This window comes from Salinimonas lutimaris, from assembly GCF_005222225.1.
In the GTDB taxonomy this organism is placed as follows: Bacteria; Pseudomonadota; Gammaproteobacteria; order Enterobacterales; family Alteromonadaceae; genus Alteromonas; species Alteromonas lutimaris.
In genome coordinates, this window is the sequence record NZ_CP036536.1 from 168286 (window position 1) to 188977 (window position 20692).

General features: G+C 53.1%; 17 protein-coding genes and 1 riboswitch. Of the genes, 6 read left to right on the forward strand and 11 right to left on the reverse strand.

What is annotated here, in order from left to right:
• Positions 1-116 precede the first annotated feature (116 nt).
• Both EZV72_RS00730 and EZV72_RS00735 read left to right on the forward strand, forming a co-directional pair.
• On the forward strand, positions 117-1478 hold the full coding sequence (locus EZV72_RS00730) for a YcjX family protein (protein ID WP_137165446.1): 1362 nt from the start codon (positions 117-119) through the stop codon (positions 1476-1478).
• On the forward strand, positions 1471-2361 hold the full coding sequence (locus EZV72_RS00735) for a YcjF family protein (protein WP_175405017.1): 891 nt from the start codon (positions 1471-1473) through the stop codon (positions 2359-2361). Before EZV72_RS00730 ends, EZV72_RS00735 begins: the two co-directional genes overlap by 8 nt.
• Here the strand turns inward: EZV72_RS00735 and EZV72_RS00740 are convergent.
• From EZV72_RS00740 to thiC, 7 genes are all read right to left on the reverse strand, one after another.
• Positions 2358-3584: a threonine/serine exporter family protein gene (locus EZV72_RS00740; RefSeq protein ID WP_137165448.1), complete on the reverse strand. Its 1227-nt coding sequence runs from the start codon at positions 3582-3584 to the stop codon at positions 2358-2360. The genes EZV72_RS00735 and EZV72_RS00740 overlap by 4 nt on opposite strands.
• 189 nt (positions 3585-3773) lie before the next feature.
• Positions 3774-4892 (reverse strand): 2-iminoacetate synthase ThiH, encoded by a 1119-nt coding sequence (thiH, locus tag EZV72_RS00745; protein WP_137165449.1) that lies wholly within the window; start codon positions 4890-4892, stop codon positions 3774-3776.
• On the reverse strand, positions 4889-5656 hold the full coding sequence (locus tag EZV72_RS00750; RefSeq protein ID WP_137165450.1) for a thiazole synthase: 768 nt from the start codon (positions 5654-5656) through the stop codon (positions 4889-4891). Before EZV72_RS00750 ends, thiH begins: the two co-directional genes overlap by 4 nt.
• A gap of 3 nt (positions 5657-5659) precedes the next feature.
• A complete protein-coding gene (gene thiS, locus EZV72_RS00755; RefSeq protein ID WP_137165451.1) occupies positions 5660-5860 on the reverse strand; it encodes a sulfur carrier protein ThiS in 201 nt (66 codons plus the stop codon).
• Entirely contained in the window at positions 5844-6638 is a 795-nt protein-coding gene (locus EZV72_RS00760; RefSeq protein WP_137165452.1) for a HesA/MoeB/ThiF family protein, read from the reverse strand. Before EZV72_RS00760 ends, thiS begins: the two co-directional genes overlap by 17 nt.
• Positions 6628-8091, reverse strand: coding sequence for a thiamine phosphate synthase (thiE, locus tag EZV72_RS00765; protein ID WP_137165453.1), 1464 nt, complete (start codon positions 8089-8091; stop codon positions 6628-6630). The genes EZV72_RS00760 and thiE overlap by 11 nt, the downstream gene beginning before the upstream one ends.
• Entirely contained in the window at positions 8091-9977 is a 1887-nt protein-coding gene (gene thiC / locus EZV72_RS00770) for a phosphomethylpyrimidine synthase ThiC (protein ID WP_137165454.1), read from the reverse strand. Before thiC ends, thiE begins: the two co-directional genes overlap by 1 nt.
• Before the next feature lie 103 nt (positions 9978-10080).
• Positions 10081-10221: riboswitch (TPP riboswitch) on the reverse strand.
• A 212-nt stretch (positions 10222-10433) separates the two neighbouring features.
• Here thiC and EZV72_RS00775 point away from each other — a divergent pair.
• The 4 genes from EZV72_RS00775 to EZV72_RS00790 all read left to right on the forward strand — a co-directional run bounded on the left by EZV72_RS00775 (position 10434) and on the right by EZV72_RS00790 (position 16604).
• On the forward strand, positions 10434-10667 hold the full coding sequence (locus EZV72_RS00775; RefSeq protein ID WP_175405018.1) for a FeoA family protein: 234 nt from the start codon (positions 10434-10436) through the stop codon (positions 10665-10667).
• Positions 10668-10706: 39 nt separating this feature from the next.
• Positions 10707-12521 (forward strand): ferrous iron transporter B, encoded by a 1815-nt coding sequence (gene feoB, locus EZV72_RS00780; protein WP_137165456.1) that lies wholly within the window; start codon positions 10707-10709, stop codon positions 12519-12521.
• Between the two features lie 240 nt (positions 12522-12761).
• The gene (locus EZV72_RS00785; protein ID WP_137165457.1) at positions 12762-15803 is read left to right on the forward strand and encodes a TonB-dependent receptor; all 3042 of its coding nucleotides are present in this window, start codon (positions 12762-12764) and stop codon (positions 15801-15803) included.
• A 54-nt stretch (positions 15804-15857) separates the two neighbouring features.
• Positions 15858-16604 carry an SDR family NAD(P)-dependent oxidoreductase gene (locus tag EZV72_RS00790; RefSeq protein WP_137165458.1) on the forward strand — a complete coding sequence of 249 codons (747 nt, stop codon included), beginning with the start codon at positions 15858-15860 and terminating at the stop codon, positions 16602-16604.
• Between the two features lie 68 nt (positions 16605-16672).
• Here the strand turns inward: EZV72_RS00790 and EZV72_RS00795 are convergent, their stop codons facing one another.
• Genes EZV72_RS00795 through hemC form a run of 4 tightly spaced genes read right to left on the reverse strand, consistent with a single transcriptional unit; the run spans position 16673 to position 20690 of the window.
• Positions 16673-17845 (reverse strand): heme biosynthesis HemY N-terminal domain-containing protein, encoded by a 1173-nt coding sequence (locus tag EZV72_RS00795; RefSeq protein ID WP_137165459.1) that lies wholly within the window; start codon positions 17843-17845, stop codon positions 16673-16675.
• Entirely contained in the window at positions 17842-19038 is a 1197-nt protein-coding gene (locus EZV72_RS00800; RefSeq protein WP_137165460.1) for a uroporphyrinogen-III C-methyltransferase, read from the reverse strand. Before EZV72_RS00800 ends, EZV72_RS00795 begins: the two co-directional genes overlap by 4 nt.
• 2 nt (positions 19039-19040) lie before the next feature.
• Positions 19041-19754, reverse strand: a complete 714-nt coding sequence (locus tag EZV72_RS00805) for a uroporphyrinogen-III synthase (RefSeq protein WP_137165461.1) — start codon at positions 19752-19754, stop codon at positions 19041-19043.
• Positions 19755-19760: 6 nt separating this feature from the next.
• On the reverse strand, positions 19761-20690 hold the full coding sequence (gene hemC / locus EZV72_RS00810) for a hydroxymethylbilane synthase (RefSeq protein WP_137165462.1): 930 nt from the start codon (positions 20688-20690) through the stop codon (positions 19761-19763).
• Positions 20691-20692 lie beyond the last annotated feature (2 nt).

Sequence of the window (20692 nt, forward strand, 5' to 3'; positions counted from 1 at the left end):
GATTGCCTGATACGATGACCTGAACCCGATTCAGTTGTAACAAGATATAAATAGCAATTGAATCTGGTGGTTTAACAGCCATCTTGTACAGGTAAGCAAAAAATAACGAGGCGCGATTGATTGATCAATGGTTTATGCCGGCAGGCCGTAAGCACTGGGCTGACTGGTTTTTAAAAGAACATCACCGGTTTACGATCACGGGGCTGAGCCGTAGTGGCAAGTCTATGCTATTTACCAGCCTGATGACCATGTTGCGTTATCGTAGTGAAGGTAGGTATGAATGCTTGCCGTTGCTTGAACACCTGCCTATGGCGCTGGTGGAGCATATGTGGATCGCGCCGCTGGAAGGCTTTGCCATGTTTGAGGTAGAAGCGCATCTCGATGCACTGGAAAATCAGCGCTGGCCTGCCCCAACAGAAGATGTGTATGGATTTAAGCTGGTGGTCAGACTGCGTCAGTCCGGCGCGGTCAAAAAATATCTGCTGCCTTATACCGATATCGAGTTTGAGTTTATTGACTACCCGGGTGAATGGCTGACCGACCTGCCCATGCTGCAAAAAAGCTTTCAGCAATGGTCCGATTCTGCCTGGGCACAGCAGATGAACCGGCCACAGCGTGATTATGCCGGTGTCTGGCACGATGCGGTGAATGATTTTGACTTCGACCAGCCGCCTACCCCTGAGGCCATCAGGCATTTGCTGGAACAGTACCGTGGTTATCTCAGCCATGCTAAACAAAATGGCATTACCTTACTGCAACCGGGCAGCTTTTTGCTGGGGACCAAAGGCTATGACTGGGAGCAACATGGCTTTACTCCACTGCCGTCAGCGGTTAGCAGCGATATTACCCATCCCTGGACCCGCCATTTCTCGGCTAACTACAAACATTTTCAGCAGAAGTGGCTAAAATCGCTGCAACAAAAAACCTTTAAGCAGGCCGACAAGCAAATCATTCTGATTGACCTGTTTGAAGGGCTCAACCATAGCAAGCAGCACCTGTACCAGCTAAAAGAAACTCTGAGTCATCTGGCTGACACGTTTCAGTACGGTGAAGATAACTGGTTCAGCCGCCATGTGTTGCGCCAGCGCTCAATCAGTAAGGTCGCGTTTGTGGCCGCCAAGGCTGACCTTATTCCAGCGGCCCATCGCGACCAGCTACTGGTACTGCTTAAACAGGTAACCGAGGGGGCCCGCGCCCGGTTTGCAGACAAATCTGTGCAATTTGAGCATTTTCTGGTCAGCGCCCTGACGGCAACCGATCCGGGCAGTACGCCCACCAGCCTTCGATATATTAATGAGCAGCGCAAATACATTGAAGCAGACTTTGAGCCACTGCCAGACACCCTGGCTCAGATGTCGGCGCAGGAGCATTTTCCGGTATTGCCTGCCCAGGTGCCCGAAGACTATTTACCACGGATATTAAATGGCCGGGGAATGGACCGGCTATTGCAGTTTTTACTGGGAGATCAACATGAGTGAATCAACCCCTTACCGCGCCCGCGTGCGGCAAAAGGAAATCACCGATACACCGGTGCAGCAGGTGATGCCACAGCAGGTGGAGCAAACAGACTGGCAACCGGTGGCAGCCAGCAAAGGGTTATCGCTGTTTACGGTGACCCTGATTCTGGGCGTGGTCACGTTTTTAGGTTTCAGCATTGTTGAAGCCGGCCTGTATCTGGCGCAGCGCTATGCGCAGGCGCCGATCACCACCGGCATTCTGGGTGGCTTGCTGGTGGCATTTACCGTGTGCCTGACCGGCCTGTGTATGAAAGAAGTGCGCGGCTATACCGCAGTGAACCGGTACCTCTCGCGTACCCCGCAGGTCAAACTACTGGAGAACCAAAGCCGGGCCAAGGTGGTAAAGGCCCTGAACAAGCATGCGGCAACATTCAGTAAAAACAGTTTTGCTGCGCATCAGTATCAGGGCTTCAGTCGCTCTTTGAATGATGATATGAGCAGCGCTGAGGTGTTACGGTTATACGAGCGCACGGTGACCACGCCGGTCGCGGACAAAGCCCGGGCAGTGGTAAAAAGTGAGTCGATGGTCAGTGGTAGTCTGGCGTTTGTCAGCCCCAATCACTTAATTCAGACATTATCCATTTTGTGGATCAGTTTGCGTACCGTGCGCAGGGTGGCGCAGGTTTACGGGCTGCGCCCGGCCACCACCGGCAACTGGAAATTACTGACGATTCTGGCGCAAAACCTGGCAGCGCAGAGCATTTTTGACCTGGCCACCGACGAGATTGCCAATCAGATCAGCGGCTCGTTAACCGCTAAATTCGTGGAAAACTCAGCCGAAGCGGTGGCCGCCGGCGCCCTGAATGTACGCCTGGGCCGCACCCTTATCCGGCTGCTTAGTTAAAGAGCTTTTTTGGTCGGCAGGACGACGTTGGCAAAAATCAGCCCGGCGACCAGTGACATAAAGATAATAAACACTTCCTGCCCGATATGATCGGCCTGAACAAAGCTCTTACCGGAGATAAATGAGTTCAGGCCGATGTAGGTTTTTGACCCGGGCACCAGCACAATCAAGCCATGCATGGCCACAATGGTGGCAGGCTGGTTCATCAGGCGGGTAAACAGGTTAGAAAAGATGCCCAGCGCAAATGCGCCCACAAAGGTCGACAGACTCTGGTCCATCACCATGGCACTGCCAACGGTCGCGCCATAGGCCACGAACGAGGCTGTCAGGCCCCACAGAATATGTCTTGGCCGGGTCCGGAAAATCGCAATCAGCGCCACCCCCAGTAACAATACGGCCAGCCAGGTTGCCCAGTAGGGCAGCGAGGTCGCCGGCTGATACTGATTTTCACCAAACAGGGTAAAGCCGATGGCAACGCCCAGAAACGCGCCAAAGTACAGCTTAAACAGCTGCATAATGGCATCCATAATACGCGCGGTACCCGACACCATATTCCGTGAAGCCAGTTCTGCCAGTCCCATGGTCAGGGCCAGACCCGGCACCAGAATAATCACCGACGACAGGACAATAAGAGGAATATTGATTCCCGGGTCAATATACCGGCTAATCGCACAGGCCAGAATACCGGAGACAAACGAGGTGACCGGCTCCAGCATCAGGTTGACCCGTTTTGAGCGGGTGGCCCAGATACACCAGATAAATGAAACTAATCCCAACGCGCCTGACCAGGCAATCTCAGCCAGGCTGGCGCCCATTAGCATAGCAAAGGCAGCGGTTGCCAGGCCAAAAGCCATAAAGGTTTGCAGTTTGCCATAAGGACTGGGCAGGGCATCAATAATATCCAGCTGCTTGTCGGCCTGGGCCAGCGTCAGTTTTCCGGCCAGTAGCTCCATCGCCAGCTCGTCGGTTCGCGACAACGAATTTAAGTCCAGATCACCGGGCTGTAGGCGGGCCGCTGAATTGTATTCATCTTCATGGCGGTCACTCCACAGTACGAATGTGATGGATGTGGGCGTGGCAATAAACGAAGAACGTACCCCAAGATACGTTGCCACTTCGGTAAGATACGCTTCCAGCCGGAAAGCAGGGGTTCCATACTTGTGCAGCATTTTACCCAGCTTAACGATGAATTTTCGTATTTGTATAAACTCGTGTGTGTCCACCTTGCCCCTGCAAATGTGTACTGCGTAATCATCACATGCCAGCGGCGTGAAATAAGGTTGCAGCAGGTTAAAAATCGCGCGGATTGTAGTGTGAGTTTAGCACCAAGGCAATGCACTTTTTTAGCAGGTTAAGATTATTTTTTCTAATCTGCTGCGAACGCATAACACGCTCGCAGCAAAGGTCAGTGGTTAGCCGGAAAAACCATGTAGCCAGTCGTGCCACACCGGTTCAATACCCTTGTCCAAAAGCGCCGCAGCAACCTGACTGGCCGGCCGGTTATCCTCGGTGCTGAATTGTTCCAGCGCGCCATTGGCAGACGCATACCCGCCGGGCTGCGTTTGCGAGGCGGCCGACATCGATGTGATACCCAGCTGACTGACATGGTCCCGAAAATGTGGGGATTCCCGGGTCGATAATGACAGCTCCACCTGAGGGTGCATAATGCGGTGGGCACAAATCAGCTGCACCAGCTGTTTGTCGCTCAGCATCTGTTGCTGTTCATGGACGCTGCCTGCACAGGGGCGCAGGCGGGGAAAAGCAACAGAATACCGGCTGCGCCAGTAGGTTTGCTGCAATATCCGGGCATGCAGCGCGGTCATGGTACTGTCTACACGCCAGTCAGATAGTCCCAACAGGGCGCCTACACCTATTTTGGCCATACCATTGCGGCCCAGCCGGTCGCCGGTTTGCAAGCGCCAGTCAAAGTCCTGCTTACTGCCACGCAGGTGATAGTCTGCGTAGGTACGCCGGTGATAGGTTTCCTGATACACCAGTACCCCATCCACGCCGGCCCTGATGAGCTGTGCATAGTCAGACTCGCTCATCGGCTGCACTTCGAGCATCAGGTGACTAAAATAGGGCTTTAACAACCTGACGGCGGCGATGAGATATTCCAGACCCACCTTGGTTTCATGTTCACCGGTTACCAGCAGCACGCTGTTAAAGCCCATCTGGCGGATGGCCAGCGCTTCTGCCTCAATTTCATCACTGCTCAGTACCTTGCGCTTGATCCGGTTGCTCATGGTAAACCCGCAGTAAGTACATTCATTGGCGCACAGATTGGATAAATACAGGGGCACGAACATCTGCATGGTATGGCCAAAGTGGCGTCGGGTGAGGCTGGCTGCCCGCTGGGCCATGGACTCTATAAACGGTTCGGCCGCCGGGGACACCAGTGCCATAAAATCGTGCAGGCCGGGTTTGTCGGCTTGCAGGGCGCTCACCACATCCATGGCTTTTTTGCTGTAAATGGATAATCGCAGGTCGTCCTGGTCCTGGTTATTCAGTGCATCGGCAACCGGTGTCATAGCGGCTCCAAAAATGCGGTAAGCGGGCTGGAAGCCTGCGCCTGCTGACTGCTCACCCCGAGTCCTGCCTCGTAGGCCTGCCGGCCAGCCTGCACCGCACTGGCAAATGCCTCGGCCATAGCAACCGGGTTCGCTGAGGCGGCAATGGCACTGTTTATCAACACCGCATCTACTCCCAGCTCCATCGCGGCAGCCGCATCACTGGGCTTACCAATGCCGGCATCCACCACCACCGGTACTGATGCCTGTTCAACGATCATGCTGATAAAGTCCCGGGTCAGCAAACCACGATTTGAGCCAATCGGTGCGCCCAGGGGCATGACCGCGGCGCAGCCTGCTTCTTCCAGCCGCTTGCACAATACCGGGTCGGCACTGCAGTAGGGCAGCACAATAAAGCCTTCTGCAACCAGTTTTTCAGCCGCCCGCAGCGTTTCTATCGGGTCTGGCAGCAGATAACGCTGATCAGGATGAATTTCCAGTTTTACCCAGCGGGTCTCAAGCAGCTCCCGTGACAGTCGCGCCGCATACACGGCCTCGTCTGCTGTGCGTGCGCCGGAGGTATTGGGCAGTAAGGTAACCGGCAGTGCCTGCAACTGCGCCAGGGTCGCATCGCTGGCACTGCGCAGGTCAAGCCGCTTCATGGCCAGGGTAACCAGTTCACTGCCAGAGGCCGCGATAGTCCGGGCCATAAGCTGGGGATTGGCAAATTTACCAGTGCCGGTAAATAGCCGGGATGAAAAAGTAGTCTGTGCAAGGGTAAGCATACGTTATCCTCCGGCAACCAGTGAAAAGGCATCAATCTGATCGCCATCGTGAAGTGAAAAGTCGGGCCACTGCTGGCGGGTCACAATGGTCTGATTAACAGCCAGGGCCAGCGCGTCGGCCGACATATTGAGCAGAGCCGGAATATCGCTGAGCCTGACCGGGTCAGAACAGCTAAAAGGGGTGTTGTTAATCAGCAGCTGCATAAGCGGACTCCTGGGTTGAGATAGCTGTGGCATGGTGGTGGCAACAGGTACAGGCCGGGTTGACCGGCAACTGTAAATGCTGCCAGCCAGTGCCGTTAAAGCGCGCCAGTTCACCCCACGGTACTGGGGCCAGCCCGGTTAATGCCAGCAAGGTGAGTAGCGCCTGATACTGGCCCACCATATTGACTACCGGGCCTAAAATGCCCTGCGCCAGACAGTTTTGTGGTGAGAAGGCCTGCAATGCCTCCAGGCAACCATAACAGGGGCTGCCCGGGGCCGGTGAAAAGCCGATACATAAGCCTTCCAGCCCGGCGGCTGCGCCGGTGATGAGCGCCAGCCCATGATGTTGGCAAAACATGCCGAGCCAGCGCCGGGAAGCCAGATTGTCGGTACAGTCCAGAATGACATCGGCGTTTAATAAGTCTTGTGTCGAGACATCCTGCACGCCGGCCATCTGAGCGTGGTATTGCCCTGCCGGGTTGATGTGCATCAACGCGCGGGCTGCCACCCGGGCTTTGCTCTGGCCGATATCAGTGTCACGGTAGAGCGTCTGGCGGGGCAGGTTGCTCAGCTCCACCACATCCGGGTCAATCAGTATGAGAGTACCGACACCACTGGCGGCCAGTTGTGTTGCTGCGCCGTGGCCAAGACCGCCCAGCCCCACCACTGCCACGCAGGCACGGCCCAGTGCCTGCTGACTATGCTCGTCAAAATTATCCAGCAGGAGCTGGCGGCTATAACGTGAATACCAGTTTTGTGGCGATGGACTATCTGACATGGTCGGTTACCTCCTGCAATGCGTGAATAGCCCGGGCGGGATCGGCAGCTTCGGTGATGGCGGTGACAACCGCCAGTCCGTCCACCCCGGTGGCCCAGACCTGCGGCGCCCGGGCAATGCTGATACCGCCGATGGCCACAGTAGGAATATCACCGCACAGCTCAGCATAAGCTGCCAGACGCTCTGGTCCTTGTGGCGCCGATGGCATGTGCTTGGTTTTGGTGGCAAAAATATGACCCAGGGCAATGTAGGAGGGGCGCAGGGCCAGTACCCGGCCAAGTTCGGCGTAGCCGTGGGTAGAAATACCCAGTCGCAGGCCGCTGCGGGCAATCAGGGTCAGGTCGGCATCCTGCAGGTCATCCTGACCCAGATGCACGCCATAGGCACCGGCGGCCAGCGCCAGTTGCCAGTGATCATTAATAAACACCTGACTGTGATACTTACGGCCCAGCGCCACGGCCTGATGGATAATGTCTGGCAGGGCATCAGTGATGGTCTTTATCCGTAACTGGGCGACCCGGACACCTGACTGTAACACCTGCTCCAGCCAGTCAAGCGAGTCGACCACCGGGTAAAGGCCCATATCCGGCCTGTCCAGTCGGGCAAATTCGGCCTGTACACACAGTGTCCTGTCCCGGTCAACCCGGGGCATGTCGCGCTGACTGAGCACGTGGTGAAGACAGGGAGCAACCTGAATTTTTTCTGGCTTTTGGGCAACAGGAAACGCTGTGTGAAAGCACTGGTTGAGCCTGGCCTTGGCCTGGCAAACCGCATCTTCAGGCGCAAACCCGGCTGCAGTGAGCACCGCTATGGCACTGGCCAGCAAACATCCGGTGCCACGTAGTTGTACCGGCTGCATCGCACTGGCGAATTGCCAGGTATAGCCAGCGGTGTACAGGGTATCTGTGGCCTCAGCCTGACGGCGGTGCCCCCCCTTCACCAGCACGGCCTGCATTCGTCCGCGCAGCAGCCCCCGGGCCTGTTGTTCCTGACTGGTTAAAGGCTCAGCCAGTCTGCCCAGTTCAGGCAGGTTGGGGGTCAGTATCGTCACCACGTCCAGTAAGGCATCAATATCCTCACGGCTGATGGTTCCAAGTGTCTGGCCGGTCGACGCGGTCAATACCGGATCCCAAATGACTGGCAGGTCGGGGTATTGGTTAATTATCCGGTGCAGCAGTGAGGTCAGCGCCCGGCACTGCGCTGAGCTGGCCAGCGCGCCGATCTTCACCGCCAGCGGTACCTGTGCCTCCAGAGCGCTCAGCTGCTTTTCAAAATCAGACAACGCCGTGGACTGTACACTGATAGCGCTGTGATGAGTCTGGACGGAAATCAGCGTCACCGCCTGAGCTACCGGCATTCCCAGTGAGGCCGCAGTAATACCGTCACGCAACAGGCCGGCCCCGCCACTGGTGTCCAGCCCGCCGATGCACCAGATGACACCGCAGGCCGCCATTACTTGCTGACCTCGGTGGCATCTACATACAAGCGCCCGCCCCGTTGATTGAACGTATCTGCCATCTGCTGCATTCCGGCCTGTGCTTCCTGCCGGCTTTGCTCTGCTGCATGATCGCGGACTTCCTGGGATATTTTCATTGAACAGAACTTGGGCCCGCACATAGAGCAAAAATGCGCTACCTTGTTGGAGGCCTGAGGCAGTGTTTCGTCGTGATAGGCACGGGCCGTATGCGGGTCCAGTGCTAGGTTAAACTGGTCTTCCCAGCGAAACTCAAACCGGGCTTTTGACATAGCATTGTCACGAATCTGCGCTCCAGGATGACCCTTTGCCAGATCGCCGGCATGCGCTGCTATCTTGTAGGTGATAAGGCCCTGCTTAACATCTTCCTTGTTGGGCAGTCCCAGATGTTCTTTAGGCGTGACATAACACAGCATGGCACAGCCATACCAGCCAATCATGGCAGCCCCGATGCCCGAGGTAATGTGATCATAGCCTGGAGCAATGTCGGTGGTCAGCGGACCAAGGGTGTAAAAGGGGGCACCGTGACAATGTTTGAGCTGCTCATCCATGTTTTCTTTGATCATGTGCATTGGCACATGTCCGGGGCCCTCAATCATCACCTGTACGTCGTATTGCCAGGCAATCTGAGTTAGTTCACCCAGTGTACGCAGCTCGGCAAACTGCGCTTCATCGTTGGCGTCGGCCACCGAACCGGGCCGCAGGCCATCTCCTAATGACAAAGAGACATCATAGGCGGCGCAAATCTCGCAGATTTCTTTGAAGTGAGTATATAAAAAGCTTTCCTCGTGATGGCTTAAACACCACTTCGCCATAATCGCGCCGCCCCGGGATACAATGCCGGTCAGGCGGTTAGCCGTCATAGGCACAAACGGTAAGCGCACACCGGCATGAATGGTAAAATAATCCACGCCCTGTTCAGCCTGTTCAAGCAGCGTATCGCGGAAAATTTCCCAGTTCAGGTTTTCAGCCACGCCGCCCACCTTTTCCAGGGCCTGATAAATCGGCACCGTACCCAGTGGTACCGGGCTGTTGCGCAGAAGCCACTCGCGGGTTTCATGAATATTACGGCCGGTTGACAGATCCATGATGGTATCGGCGCCCCAGCGAGTCGACCAGACCAGTTTTTCTACTTCCTCCTCAATTGACGAGGTAACCGCGGAGTTACCGATATTGGCATTCACTTTCACCAGAAAGTTGCGCCCGATGATCATCGGCTCGGCTTCCGGGTGGTTAATGTTGGCCGGAATGATAGCCCGACCGGCTGCCACTTCGTCTCGCACAAATTCCGGCGTGATTTGATCAGGCAGGTTGGCGCCAAATGCCTGACCCGCATGCTGCTGGGTCAATATGGCTTCGGTTACCTGGGCCCGCCCCATGTTTTCCCGAATCGCGATAAATTCCATTTCCGGGGTGATGATTCCCTGACGGGCATAGTGTAACTGAGTAACCCGCTTTGCACCGCGAGCCTTTCGCGGACTGCGTCGATGCTCAAAGCGCAGTTCATCTAACGAGATATCCTGCATCCGCGCTTTGGCGAAGGTGGAACTGACGCCTTGTAAAGCCAGAGTATCATTACGTTCTTCTATCCAGCCCTGACGCAATGGCCGGATACCTTTGGTCACATCAATGGTGCTGGTGGGGTCGCCGTAGACACCGGAGGTATCGTATACCGGCACCGGTGAATTGGGCTCTGACTCGGTATCACTTAAACGGGTGTTATCCAGATAGATTTTGCGCATGGGGACACGGATATCAGCCCGCGAGCCCTGTTCATAGTAGCGTTTGGAATTGGGGTACGCTTCGCCCTGAAGCTGTTGAATAAACGCCTGCGCCTGCTGGCGCTGTTGACGACGATCTGACATAGCATTTTACCTTTTTTGGTGTGATGAAAATGCTTGTCTGGAGTGGTTGAAGGTGTCATGTCCATGCAGGGATCCTGCGTGATACAACAACGCAGCATAATAGACAGTGACTGACCTTGTTCCCTTCGCAGGTATTAGCCTGATCAGGTTCAACGGATCCCGCAATGCGGTCTCAGCTCGTTTTCAAGGTGGCCTGCACACAAGGTGTTGGCAACCGGATAACGGAGCACTCCGACAAGAAGTTAATTTCAGTATAAGGGCCTGATTACCACAGAATCAACCCCGATTTTATAAAAAACTCAGTGCTGCCGACCGTTTACAAACCGGGGTTGGGCGAATTTACATAGTGAGGCTGATGCAATTCTGATAGTTTGAATGAGAATTATTTTTAGTTAAGAGGCGCGGCGGTATATCGCCATGCATTGCTGCGCTTGTTTGCCGCAAAAGAGGCACGTTATGACATTATGGGATTTACCCAGCAAGCAACTGGCAGTGGTAACACGTATTCAAAGCTCAATTGTTGCGGCTGTCAGTGAGCGTTTATCTGAGATGGGGCTGGAAGAAGGCCGGGAAGTTTTATGCGTGCGCAAGGGGCCTTTAGGAGGCCCGATTGTACTGCAACTTGGCGGCAGTATTTTTGCCATCGAATCCCAGCTTGCTGCACAGATTGATGTAGCGCCAGCCGCCTGAATCCCTTCTTTTTTCCTTTTCAGTTAGTCAGAAGTAACCATGCAAAAAATATTAATGGTGGGCAAGCCGAATTCAGGCAAAAGCCTGTTGTTTAATCAGTTAACCGGGCTGCGCCAAAAGGTCGCCAACTACCCCGGTGTGACCGTGGAAGTAAAACGGGGTCAGTGTGATAAATTTGAGGTGGTGGATTTACCCGGTACTTACACCATGCGCGGTCTTAGCCGTGATGAAGAAATAGCGGTTAAAGAAATAAAACACGCCATCGAGCAGGACGATACCGCGCTGGTACTGTGTGTGCTCGATGCCACCCGGCTGGAGCGCAGTCTGGTGCTGGGGCTGCAAATTCAAAAACTCGCCAAAGAGCGGGGCAAGTCAGTGTTGTTTGCCCTGAACTTTATCGATGAGGTACATCGTATCGGCGAGGATATCGATACGTCCGCGCTCAGTCGTGAGCTGGGCAGCCCGGTTCTGGCATTGTCTGCCCGCAGCCTGGAAGGCCTCACCGAGTTCAGACAGGCCATGCTTGAGTATGCCGCGCAGCCGCAAGACATTCTTCCTGAGCACTGCCTCACACAGGCAGAGTCAGCGGTAAAACGCAGTCACGAATTGGCTAACCAATTTGGGCTGAAAATGGATGTGGTGCTGAAAAAACAAAATGCGATCGATCGGTTTTTGCTTAATAACTGGTCTGGTAGCGTAGTATTTCTTGGCATTATGTTTGTGTTGTTCCAGAGTATTTTTACGCTGGCCACGCCATTAATGGACGGCGTGGAAACGCTGGTTGCGAATATAGCCTCCGGGGTGAGTGCAGTGGCACCGGCCGGAATTGTCCGCGATTTTTTTAATGACGCGATTTTCGGCGGGTTCGGGTCATTTTTGGTATTTGTACCGCAAATTATGGTGCTGACTCTGGTGATTGGATTGCTTGAAGATAGCGGCTATCTGGCCCGGGCGGCATTGATGTGTCACCGGCCGCTCAGCGCCATAGGTCTGTCCGGGCGCAGTTTTATTCCTTATCTGTCAGGGCATGCCTGTGCGATTCCGGCCATTATGGCTGCCCGTACCATCGAATCACCGCATAAGCGGTTAATTACCATGATGACCATTCCGCTGATGTCCTGCTCGGCGCGGTTACCGGTATATGCGTTGCTGGTGGCTGTACTGGTGCCGCAAGATGCCACATTTCTGGGCATTTTTGACTTGCAGGGCGCGGCTTTTTTCGGGCTGTACTTCTTTGGTATCGTGATGGCGCTGTTGGTCAGTCAGCTGCTGAATAAAACGATGCCCAGGGATTTAGAAGCCTCTGACATGCCCTTTATTCTGGAGCTTCCCACATACCGTTTGCCACACTGGAAGCCGCTTTTTTACCGTGTTTTAAACAGTGGAACCGCCTTCATCCGCCGCGCCGCCCCAGTCATTTTTGTGGTTTCGGTGGGGATCTGGATTCTGGGTTACTTCCCGTTAAACAGTGAGCTGGAGCAGTCCTGGCTGGGTCAGCTTGGGCACATTATTCAGCCGGTGTTTGAGCCCATGGGGCTGGACTGGCGCTATGGTGTGGCCATTTTAATGTCGTTTCTGGCCCGTGAAGTCTTTGTAGGGGCGCTAGGAACCTTGTTTGGTATGCAGGGAGCTGAAGACAATGTTGCAGGCCTTGCAGAAAAGCTTCAGGCGGACGGCCTGACATTAAGCGCCGGGCTGGGACTGGTGCTGTTCTACGTGGTTGCCCTGCAATGTGTGGCGACGGTAGCTATGCTCAGAGCCGAAACCGGCAGCAACAAACTGGCCTGGGGGTTATATGCAGGCTATGGCGTCCTGGCTTATGGTATTGCCTGTCTGGTAAACCTGATTATGTAGCGTGGATCCAAATTCTGAACAAACCACTCCAATGGGAGTGGTTTTTTTTTGAACTTTTTTAATACAGGTTTAAAAAAATATAAAGACAACAAAATCAAAAGTTTATTTGAATTGGTAATATAGGTTTATGTGGTTTAATGTGGATTTACCATCATTCTGGTCATGTATGTTGTTTGACATTTAATCAGGCTACTGGTTACATACCTGTCACAAGGATTTTACAAATCTGGAAAACAGGACATGAAAACAATAAATACACACACTGCACTCTACACTGCATTACACAAAAAGTTCCGGCCCACCGCGATTGCTTCCGTCGTAGCATTGGGGTGCGGTCTTACCGTGTTGCCATCCCATGCTCAGGACGCCGATAATCAGGTCAATGAAGAAACCACGGAGATTATCGAAGTAAAAGGGATCCGCGGCACGATTCAGGACTCGATTGATATCAAACGAGAATCGACAACCATTGTGGATGGCATCTCTGCCAGTGACATTGGCGATCTGCCAGCACTATCAATTGGTGAAGCGCTGGAAACCTTGACGGGTGCCTCATCACACCGGGAGCAAGGCGGTGCTACCGAAATTTCTATTCGGGGGCTTGGGCCTTACCTGGGTAGTACGGTCATGAATGGCCGTGAAGCTTCCAACGGTAGTGGCGATCGGTCGGTCAACTTTTCTCAGTTCCCGTCTGAGTTATTCAATAAGATCGCTATTTATAAAACCCAGGAAGCGAGCCTGATTGAAGGCGGCGTGTCAGGACAGATAGCGCTGGAAACCGTCAAGCCATTAGATTACGGAAAACAACGTTTTCAGTTTGAATACAAAGCAAACTGGAACCCGGACAACAGCGACCTGCAAGATCCGGAAAGAGATCTGGGCTCACGTATTACCGCCAGTGTCATTGACCAGTTTGAGACCAATGACTATGGGTCTATTGGTATTTCACTGGGAGCGCAAAAAAACCTGGCGACCAACCCTGAACAAGAAGCCAGAACTACGAGCGGTTGGCGAGACTGCCGTTTTGATCCTGCTGTAGAAGCTGGTGTTTATGCCTCTGGGACCTGTGATGGCGGCGAGGGTGACTTGGTGATGGAAGTCGATCCGGAAACCGGCGTGGCACCTGATGCAGGTGTTCCTTATGTCTTCGTCCCTAGCTCCCGTTCATATCGTCAGAATGTTACAGATGATGACCGGGAATCTTTGTTTGGCGCGATTCAATGGCGTCCAAATGACAAACTGGAAATTAATATAGATGGCCAGTATTCAGATAGAGTATTCACCGAGAGTCGCCGGGATCTGGTGTTTGCAGAAAATCGCCGTATTGATGCGCCAAATGTGCCCGAAGACGAACGTCTACCAGGCGACCTGATCGTCACCGAGGGTGGGGCAGTTCAACGCTTTACCAACGAGCAGCGGATTGAAACGAATAGCTACTTCCAGGAGCGAATGGAGGAATACAAAGGTGGCGGTATCAATGTTGAATACCAGGTTAGTGATGTTTTACGAGTATCCGCTGATCTTTCACTATCAAAAACAGAGCGCCGGGAAAATATAATACAAACGCGCTTACAATCGGAACCGGTGGATATTTTTGGTAATGAAGTACTGGGCTCTGATGACGATGGGCGTATTGAAACCCGTACAGATATCATGCAAAACGGCTCTTTGATACCTATCTTTACCGTACAGAACTTTGATGTTAATAATCATGACCTCTACGCCGACAATGCCCGTACCCGGGCAGACCTGAATCAATTCCGAAATAATGAGATTTCGGCATTCAGAACTGACTTTGAATATATTCCCGAGTATGACTCGATTCGAGCTATCAAAGGCGGTATCCGTATTTCCAAAATGGAGTTCGACAGTGTGCCCCGGGTTCGCGACGAGTTTACCTTTGACGACTCTGCTATAGCCGGGGCTAGTCAAGCCTGCCGTGATGATGTGTTTCCTGAGTCGGACTTTCTGTCCTCAGTATCCGGCGGTCAGCCACTTATTACTAATGTAGATAGCGATGGTAACGTCATTGCACAAGGCACTGGCAATACCTATGCGACTTTTAATCCTTTGTGCCTGGCTACAGAGTTACTGGGTGAAACACCCACTATTCCCGGCCCGGCTGATACGATTCAGAATGTTGAAGTAGAGGAAAAAACGCTAGCAGCTTACCTGCAGGCAGACTATGACACTTTCATTAAAGGTTATGGTGTGCGAGGGAACTTCGGTGTTCGTGTAGTCAAAACAGATGTCAATTCCACAGGTCTGCGTGGCAGTTTGACTGCAGTTTACGATGAAGAGGGGGGCCTGAGTGATATTGTTGAAGATGGCAGCGTTCTGACCCGGGTTGAAGGTGGCAATGATTACATCGAAGTATTACCCAGTTTCAACCTGGTTGTGGATGTAAGCGAGGATATTATTGTTCGCGGTGGTCTTTATCGTGCTCTATCCCGCCCTAACCCTTCAGATCTGGGATTCGGACGCAGCTTTTCCGGGCTAAGCAACGATAGTAATAATGATACCCTGGATGACGCGGTTGGTCTGGCTATTGCCAATGGGAATCCTTCGCTGGAGCCATTGCTTTCATGGAACGCTGATACCGCCATTGAATGGTATCCCAACGAAGACAGTATTCTGGCATTCGGTCTGTACTATAAAAGTTTTCAGGGTGGCTTTGAAAACAGCTCTCAAACCGAAACATTCACTGTGGATGGCCAGAACATTGATACCGTAGTGACAACCCAGCAAACCGATGACGATACCAGCACAATATATGGTATGGAACTGACCGCATCACACTCACTAAGTTATCTGGACAACTGGATGCGTGGATTCGGGGTTAAGTTGAGCTACAACTATTCGGACTCTGATTTTGAGTTTGAAGATGCTCATTTTGGTGCGTCCACCATTTATGATGGTGATACACCGGTAGAGCGTATTGGTATTGTGCCGCCAGCTAATCTGTTTGGTTTTTCAAAACATGTAATGTCGGCTCAGTTTTACTATGAGATGGACGGCTTCAGTGCCGCACTGAACTACAAATATCGTAGTGAGTATTTCCAGCAGTTTGTTTCTACCCCGGGCAATCTTCGTTTTGTCGGTGATACTGAGGTATTTGAAGCCCGTGTTTCTTATCGCTTTAATGAACATGTGAAAGTATCGGTGGAAGGCATCAACCTGTTTGATGAGCCACGCCGTCAGTACAATCCAAACATGGAGAACTTCGCTGAAATCAACGTGTATGGCCCGCGGGTATTTGCTGGCATCCAGCTCAAATATTAATGCTCAATATGTCGTGGTCTCAAACCCACGGCTTTTTTATAAGGGGAGTGCATCATGAAGCTAAGCGATAAAGTGTTTATTGTGACCGGTGGTGGCAGAGATATTGGTGCTGCCTGTGCAAAAGAGCTGGCCAGTCAGGGTGCCAGTGTAATGATCACCTGTCATGCCAGTACTGACGGTGCCAATAAGGTTATTTCTGATATCGTTGCAGCAGGTGGTCAGGCACAAGTCATCCAGGCAGACCTGACCCAGCCAGAAGCCGCCGAAAAAGTGGCTGCTGCGACGCTGTCTGAATTTGGAAAAATTGACGGGCTGGTACATGTGGCCGGTGGCCTGATTGGTCGTAAAGCGGTGACAGAAACGAGCCTTGAGCACTGGCAAAATGTAATGGACGTAAATCTGACATCGCTGTTTTTGATGTCTAAAGCCGTGATTCCGCATCTGCCAGCGGGTAGCAGTATTGTGACTTTTGCTTCCCAGGCTGGCAGAGATGGTGGCGGTGGCGGGGCCAGTGCCTATGCAACCTCAAAAGGTGCGGTAATGACGTTCACCCGGGCATTGGCAAAAGAGCTGGGACCGGATATCCGGGTGAACAGTGTTTGCCCGGGCATGATTGACACAGGCTTCCACGACACTTTCACACCAGACAATGTTCGCAGCAATGTTGCCAGTGCAGCGCTGCTAAAACGGGAAGGAAAAGCAGAAGAAGTCGCAGCACTGGTAGCGTTTCTTGCCAGTGAAGAGGCGTCTTATATGACTGGTACCAATATCGACATTAATGGTGGGCTGGTGTTTTCGTAAACGCCAACCGCACCGACAAAAAAGCCAGCTTTCAAGCTGGCTTTTTCATGCGTTTTTGACAGCGGCGTTTAGCTCACGGCCGACATGCCTTGTTTGTAAAAGGCCAGCGCTTTGCTGTTGTCATTCTGCCGTTCACTGACTTCGGCCAGCAGCATCAGGTCAGCCGGATCTTCTTTAAGCTTGATGGCTTTCATCAGGGCCCGTTCTGCCAGTGATAAATCACCGGCATTGAAAGCCAGCTGACCAAGCACAGAATAATACTGCGGGTTCATGCTGTCCTGTTTGATGGCTTTTTCCATTAGCTGAATGGCCGGTGCCGGGTTGGGCATGCGTAAACGACGCAGCATAGGTACCAGCTCATCTTTCAGGCCATCTTTTTGCCAGTCGACCAGACAATCCTGGGCATCATGATGCATACCCTGTTCGATGAGCTGGTCCACATAGGCAGCCTGAAACGCAATATCATTGCGTTGCTTACGTGGCAGTTCCTGCCAGTATTGCTTAAGAGCATTGGCCCCTTGCTTACTAGCCACCTCGGCAAATTTACCCTTGGCGGCGCGCTGAGCCAGCGGCACCGCGTCTTTTTTCAGTACCCGGCGCCAGTGCGGTAGCTCATGCTGAATTTGTTGCCACTGACCGGTTTGCGCCAGACATTCCGCTTTAAGCGCCACTACGCTGCGGGCTTTGCTGTCTTCTTCACCTAACTGGTTCAGAGCTTCCAGCGCTTGCTGAGGTTTATTCTGAGCAACCAGCATACGCGCCTGCATGACCCGGGCAGCGACTCTGGCCTGCTCATAATCAGCTGCGTGATTAAGCAGCTGCTCGGTGCGTTCCCAGTTGCCCAGCTCGTTATTGACCTGCGCCTGCAGTAACAGGTTAGTGCCTTCAAACTCTCCGTCCAGTGCATGACCGAATGCTTTATTGGCTTCTTCCAGATTACCGGCGGCAAAAGCCTGTATGCCTTTGTAATAATAACGCTGGCGCTTACGTTTGCTGCGGCTGCCAAACCACTGGCGCGAACCGGTAAATACCCCTTTCAGCCAGCTGACAATACGCCATACGAACCACAGACCCAATAAGCCAAGTACAATGCAGATGACCAGACTGACCACCGTCATCTCGATCACCGTGGAGCCCATTGAAATCAGCACATAGCCTTTTTCACCAATGACCTGAGGCGCGACCAGCAAGGCCGCCAGGGCTGCTGCAATCAGCAGAATCAGTACAATCAATCGTCTCATAAACCGCCCGCTCCCTGATTACCAAACGCCCCCTCAACCCGCTTTTCAAGCAGGCGCTGAAGCGGGGCGGCACTACCCAGTTCGTCCGGCAGTTCCTGGCTCATATCCTGTTGTGCCAGCTGCTCCAGCGTTTGGGAAAATCCTCTTACTGCGGCATTTTCGCCGTCGAAATTCTGGGCAATCTGTTCCATAGCATGACGCAGTGATGCTTTGTACAACTCATCCTGTGCACCTGCCGCGGCTGACTGGGCCTGCATCAGCTGCAGTTTGAGCTGTTCGCGGTTAAGCCATTGTTCCTGCTGTGTCATTACCGGCTCAATGGGTTTTTCGGTGCGTGATACAGAAATAAAATCATCCACGATGTTGTCCCACACCCGGGCAAGGTTGGCTTGCCAGTCATCGACAGAATCGCTTAGTGCCTGAGACTCGCTGGCCTGTGGTTCTTCAAAGGTATCCAGCGCTAGCTTATCTACCTGTGCCAGCAGGGCTGACAGCTTCAAAGCCACTGAGGTACTGGAAACCTGATTGACCTGACGCAGTGCCTGAATATCTTTGGCAATTAATTCCCGGATAGGCAGCACTGATGGATCGGCCAGTTCAGACAAACGTGAATCTGCATTTTCGAGCAACATGACCGCAGTGCGTAAATCCTGTTCCAGCCAGACTTTACGACCGGCCATGCGTACCAGGTAATCAGCTTCAGCCAGTAGCCAGTCTGATGGCCGGCGACCTTCAATATTGTTTAGCTGAGACAGTGTTTGCTGGTTCTGGCGCTGCAACTGAGTCGTTTTATCGGCCAGCTGGCTGACCATATCAGCCAACTCCTGCCGACTGCGATCAAGCTGAGCCAGCTGCTGCTGTAACTGACCATTTTCCTGTTCAATTCTGGCCAGTTCAGTGGTCTGCTGTTCCTGCTGAGCCGTAAGCTGTGCGCTGTTATCCCCTTTTTTGTACCAGAGCCAGTAACCTGCCGCGCCAAGGGCAATAACCAGTAACAAGGTAATAAGCACCACAACCCATAACAGCGCATTGGATTTTTGTTTAGGTACAGGCGGCGGGGTTGCCGCTGCCTTAGGGGCCGAGCCGGTTGACTTACCCGATGCAGACGATGTTTTCTTTGCGGGTGCGGCGGCTTTTGTTGTCGCAGGCTTATCCGCTGATTGTTCGGTGGGTTGTTTATCGTTATCCGCCATTTTTACTCCCAGTTTTCCTTAATCCATTGGCTTAGCTGCGCGTCACTGGCCCCGTTCACCACGTTAACGGATTGCACGCCTTGTTGCCGGATATAGGTGGCAACCCGCTGGCTGACGGTCAGCCAGGGACGTGAACGTAACTGCGTGTTGTCCAGGTGGGTAAACAAGCGCTCAGACATTTCTTCACTTGTAGCGATAATGCCTTGTACGTCAGGCCATTGCCACTGGTTTGTTTGTTCTGTATGTGCCGGGTATGTCCGGCGATAGACCGCGACAGTGTTTACTCGTGCACCGCGCTCTGTCAGCTGCTCAGATAAAGTGGTTCGACCAGCTGCCCCTTTAATAATAACGATTTGTTTACGTTTTGCATCTTTTAACTGCGGTAACGCCAATAAACCTTCAGAGGTAGGGGTTTTGGGAACCACCGCATTCAGTCCCAGACTGGCCAGCGCGGTGGCAGTGCCGGTGCCTACAGCCAGAATGCTGATATGGCCGGACAGAGACTGCAACAAGGCAGCGCAGGCTTGTACAGCGTATTTGCTGGTAATGATCACCCGGTCCGGGGTGTAATTATGCAAATAGACGGCAAGCTCAGACACTCCACCGGCGACGATTTCAATATCAATCAGTCCCAGTACGCACACATTAAGGCCCTGGCGGGCAAAAGCAGCCTGGCTGGCCCAGATCCCCGGGATAGGGCGGGTTAGCAGATACACATCAGATTACTCATACAAAGATGCCAGGATCTCGCCGGCACCCTGTTCAAGCAGATTATCCGCCACTTCGACCCCTAATTCTGCCGCGCGCGACGCATCTCCGGTGGCCGAGGCATACAGCAGCACACTGCCATCTGGCTGACCTACCATACCGGTGATGGTAATGACGCCATTATCCAGTGTGGCAAAACTACCAATAGGCACCTGACAGCCGCCTTCCAGACGCGCATTCATAGCCCGCTCGGCGGTAACCCGACAATGAGTGTGCGGGTCGTTCAGGGCGCTGAGCAGCTCAATCAGCTCAGCATCGTCATTGCGACATTCTATGCCCACCGCACCTTGTCCAACCGCAGGCAGCGACACCTCCGGCGGTAACTGCTGCACAATGCGATCCTGCATGCCCAGACGAATCAGACCTGCAGAAGCAAGAATAATAGCATCGTAATCGCCGTTATCCAGTTTGGCTAAACGGGTGTTCACGTTGCCCCGTAAATCACGAATTTGCAGGTCTGGACGGTATTTGCGGATCAGTGCCTGGCGGCGCAGACTGGAGGTGCCGACCACCGCGCCCTGTGGCAGGGCATCAATGGTGTTGTAATGATTGGAGACAAAAGCATCAAACGGATTTTCCCGTTTACAGATAGCATGCAGGCCGAACGCGTCGGGGAAGGCAACAGGAATGTCTTTCATGGAATGCACGGCAATGTCTGCCCGGCCTTCCATCATGGCAATTTCCAGTTCTTTGATAAACAGACCCTTACCGCCGATTTTTGCCAGTGGGGTATCCAGAATTTTATCGCCCTGGGTACTCATAGGCACCAGCTCTACTGTGATGTGCGGATAGTGGCGCTCTAGTTCTGCCTGCACATACTCAGCCTGCCACATCGCCAGCGCGCTTTTGCGGGTTGCAATACGAATGGTACGTTGTTTAGTCATGC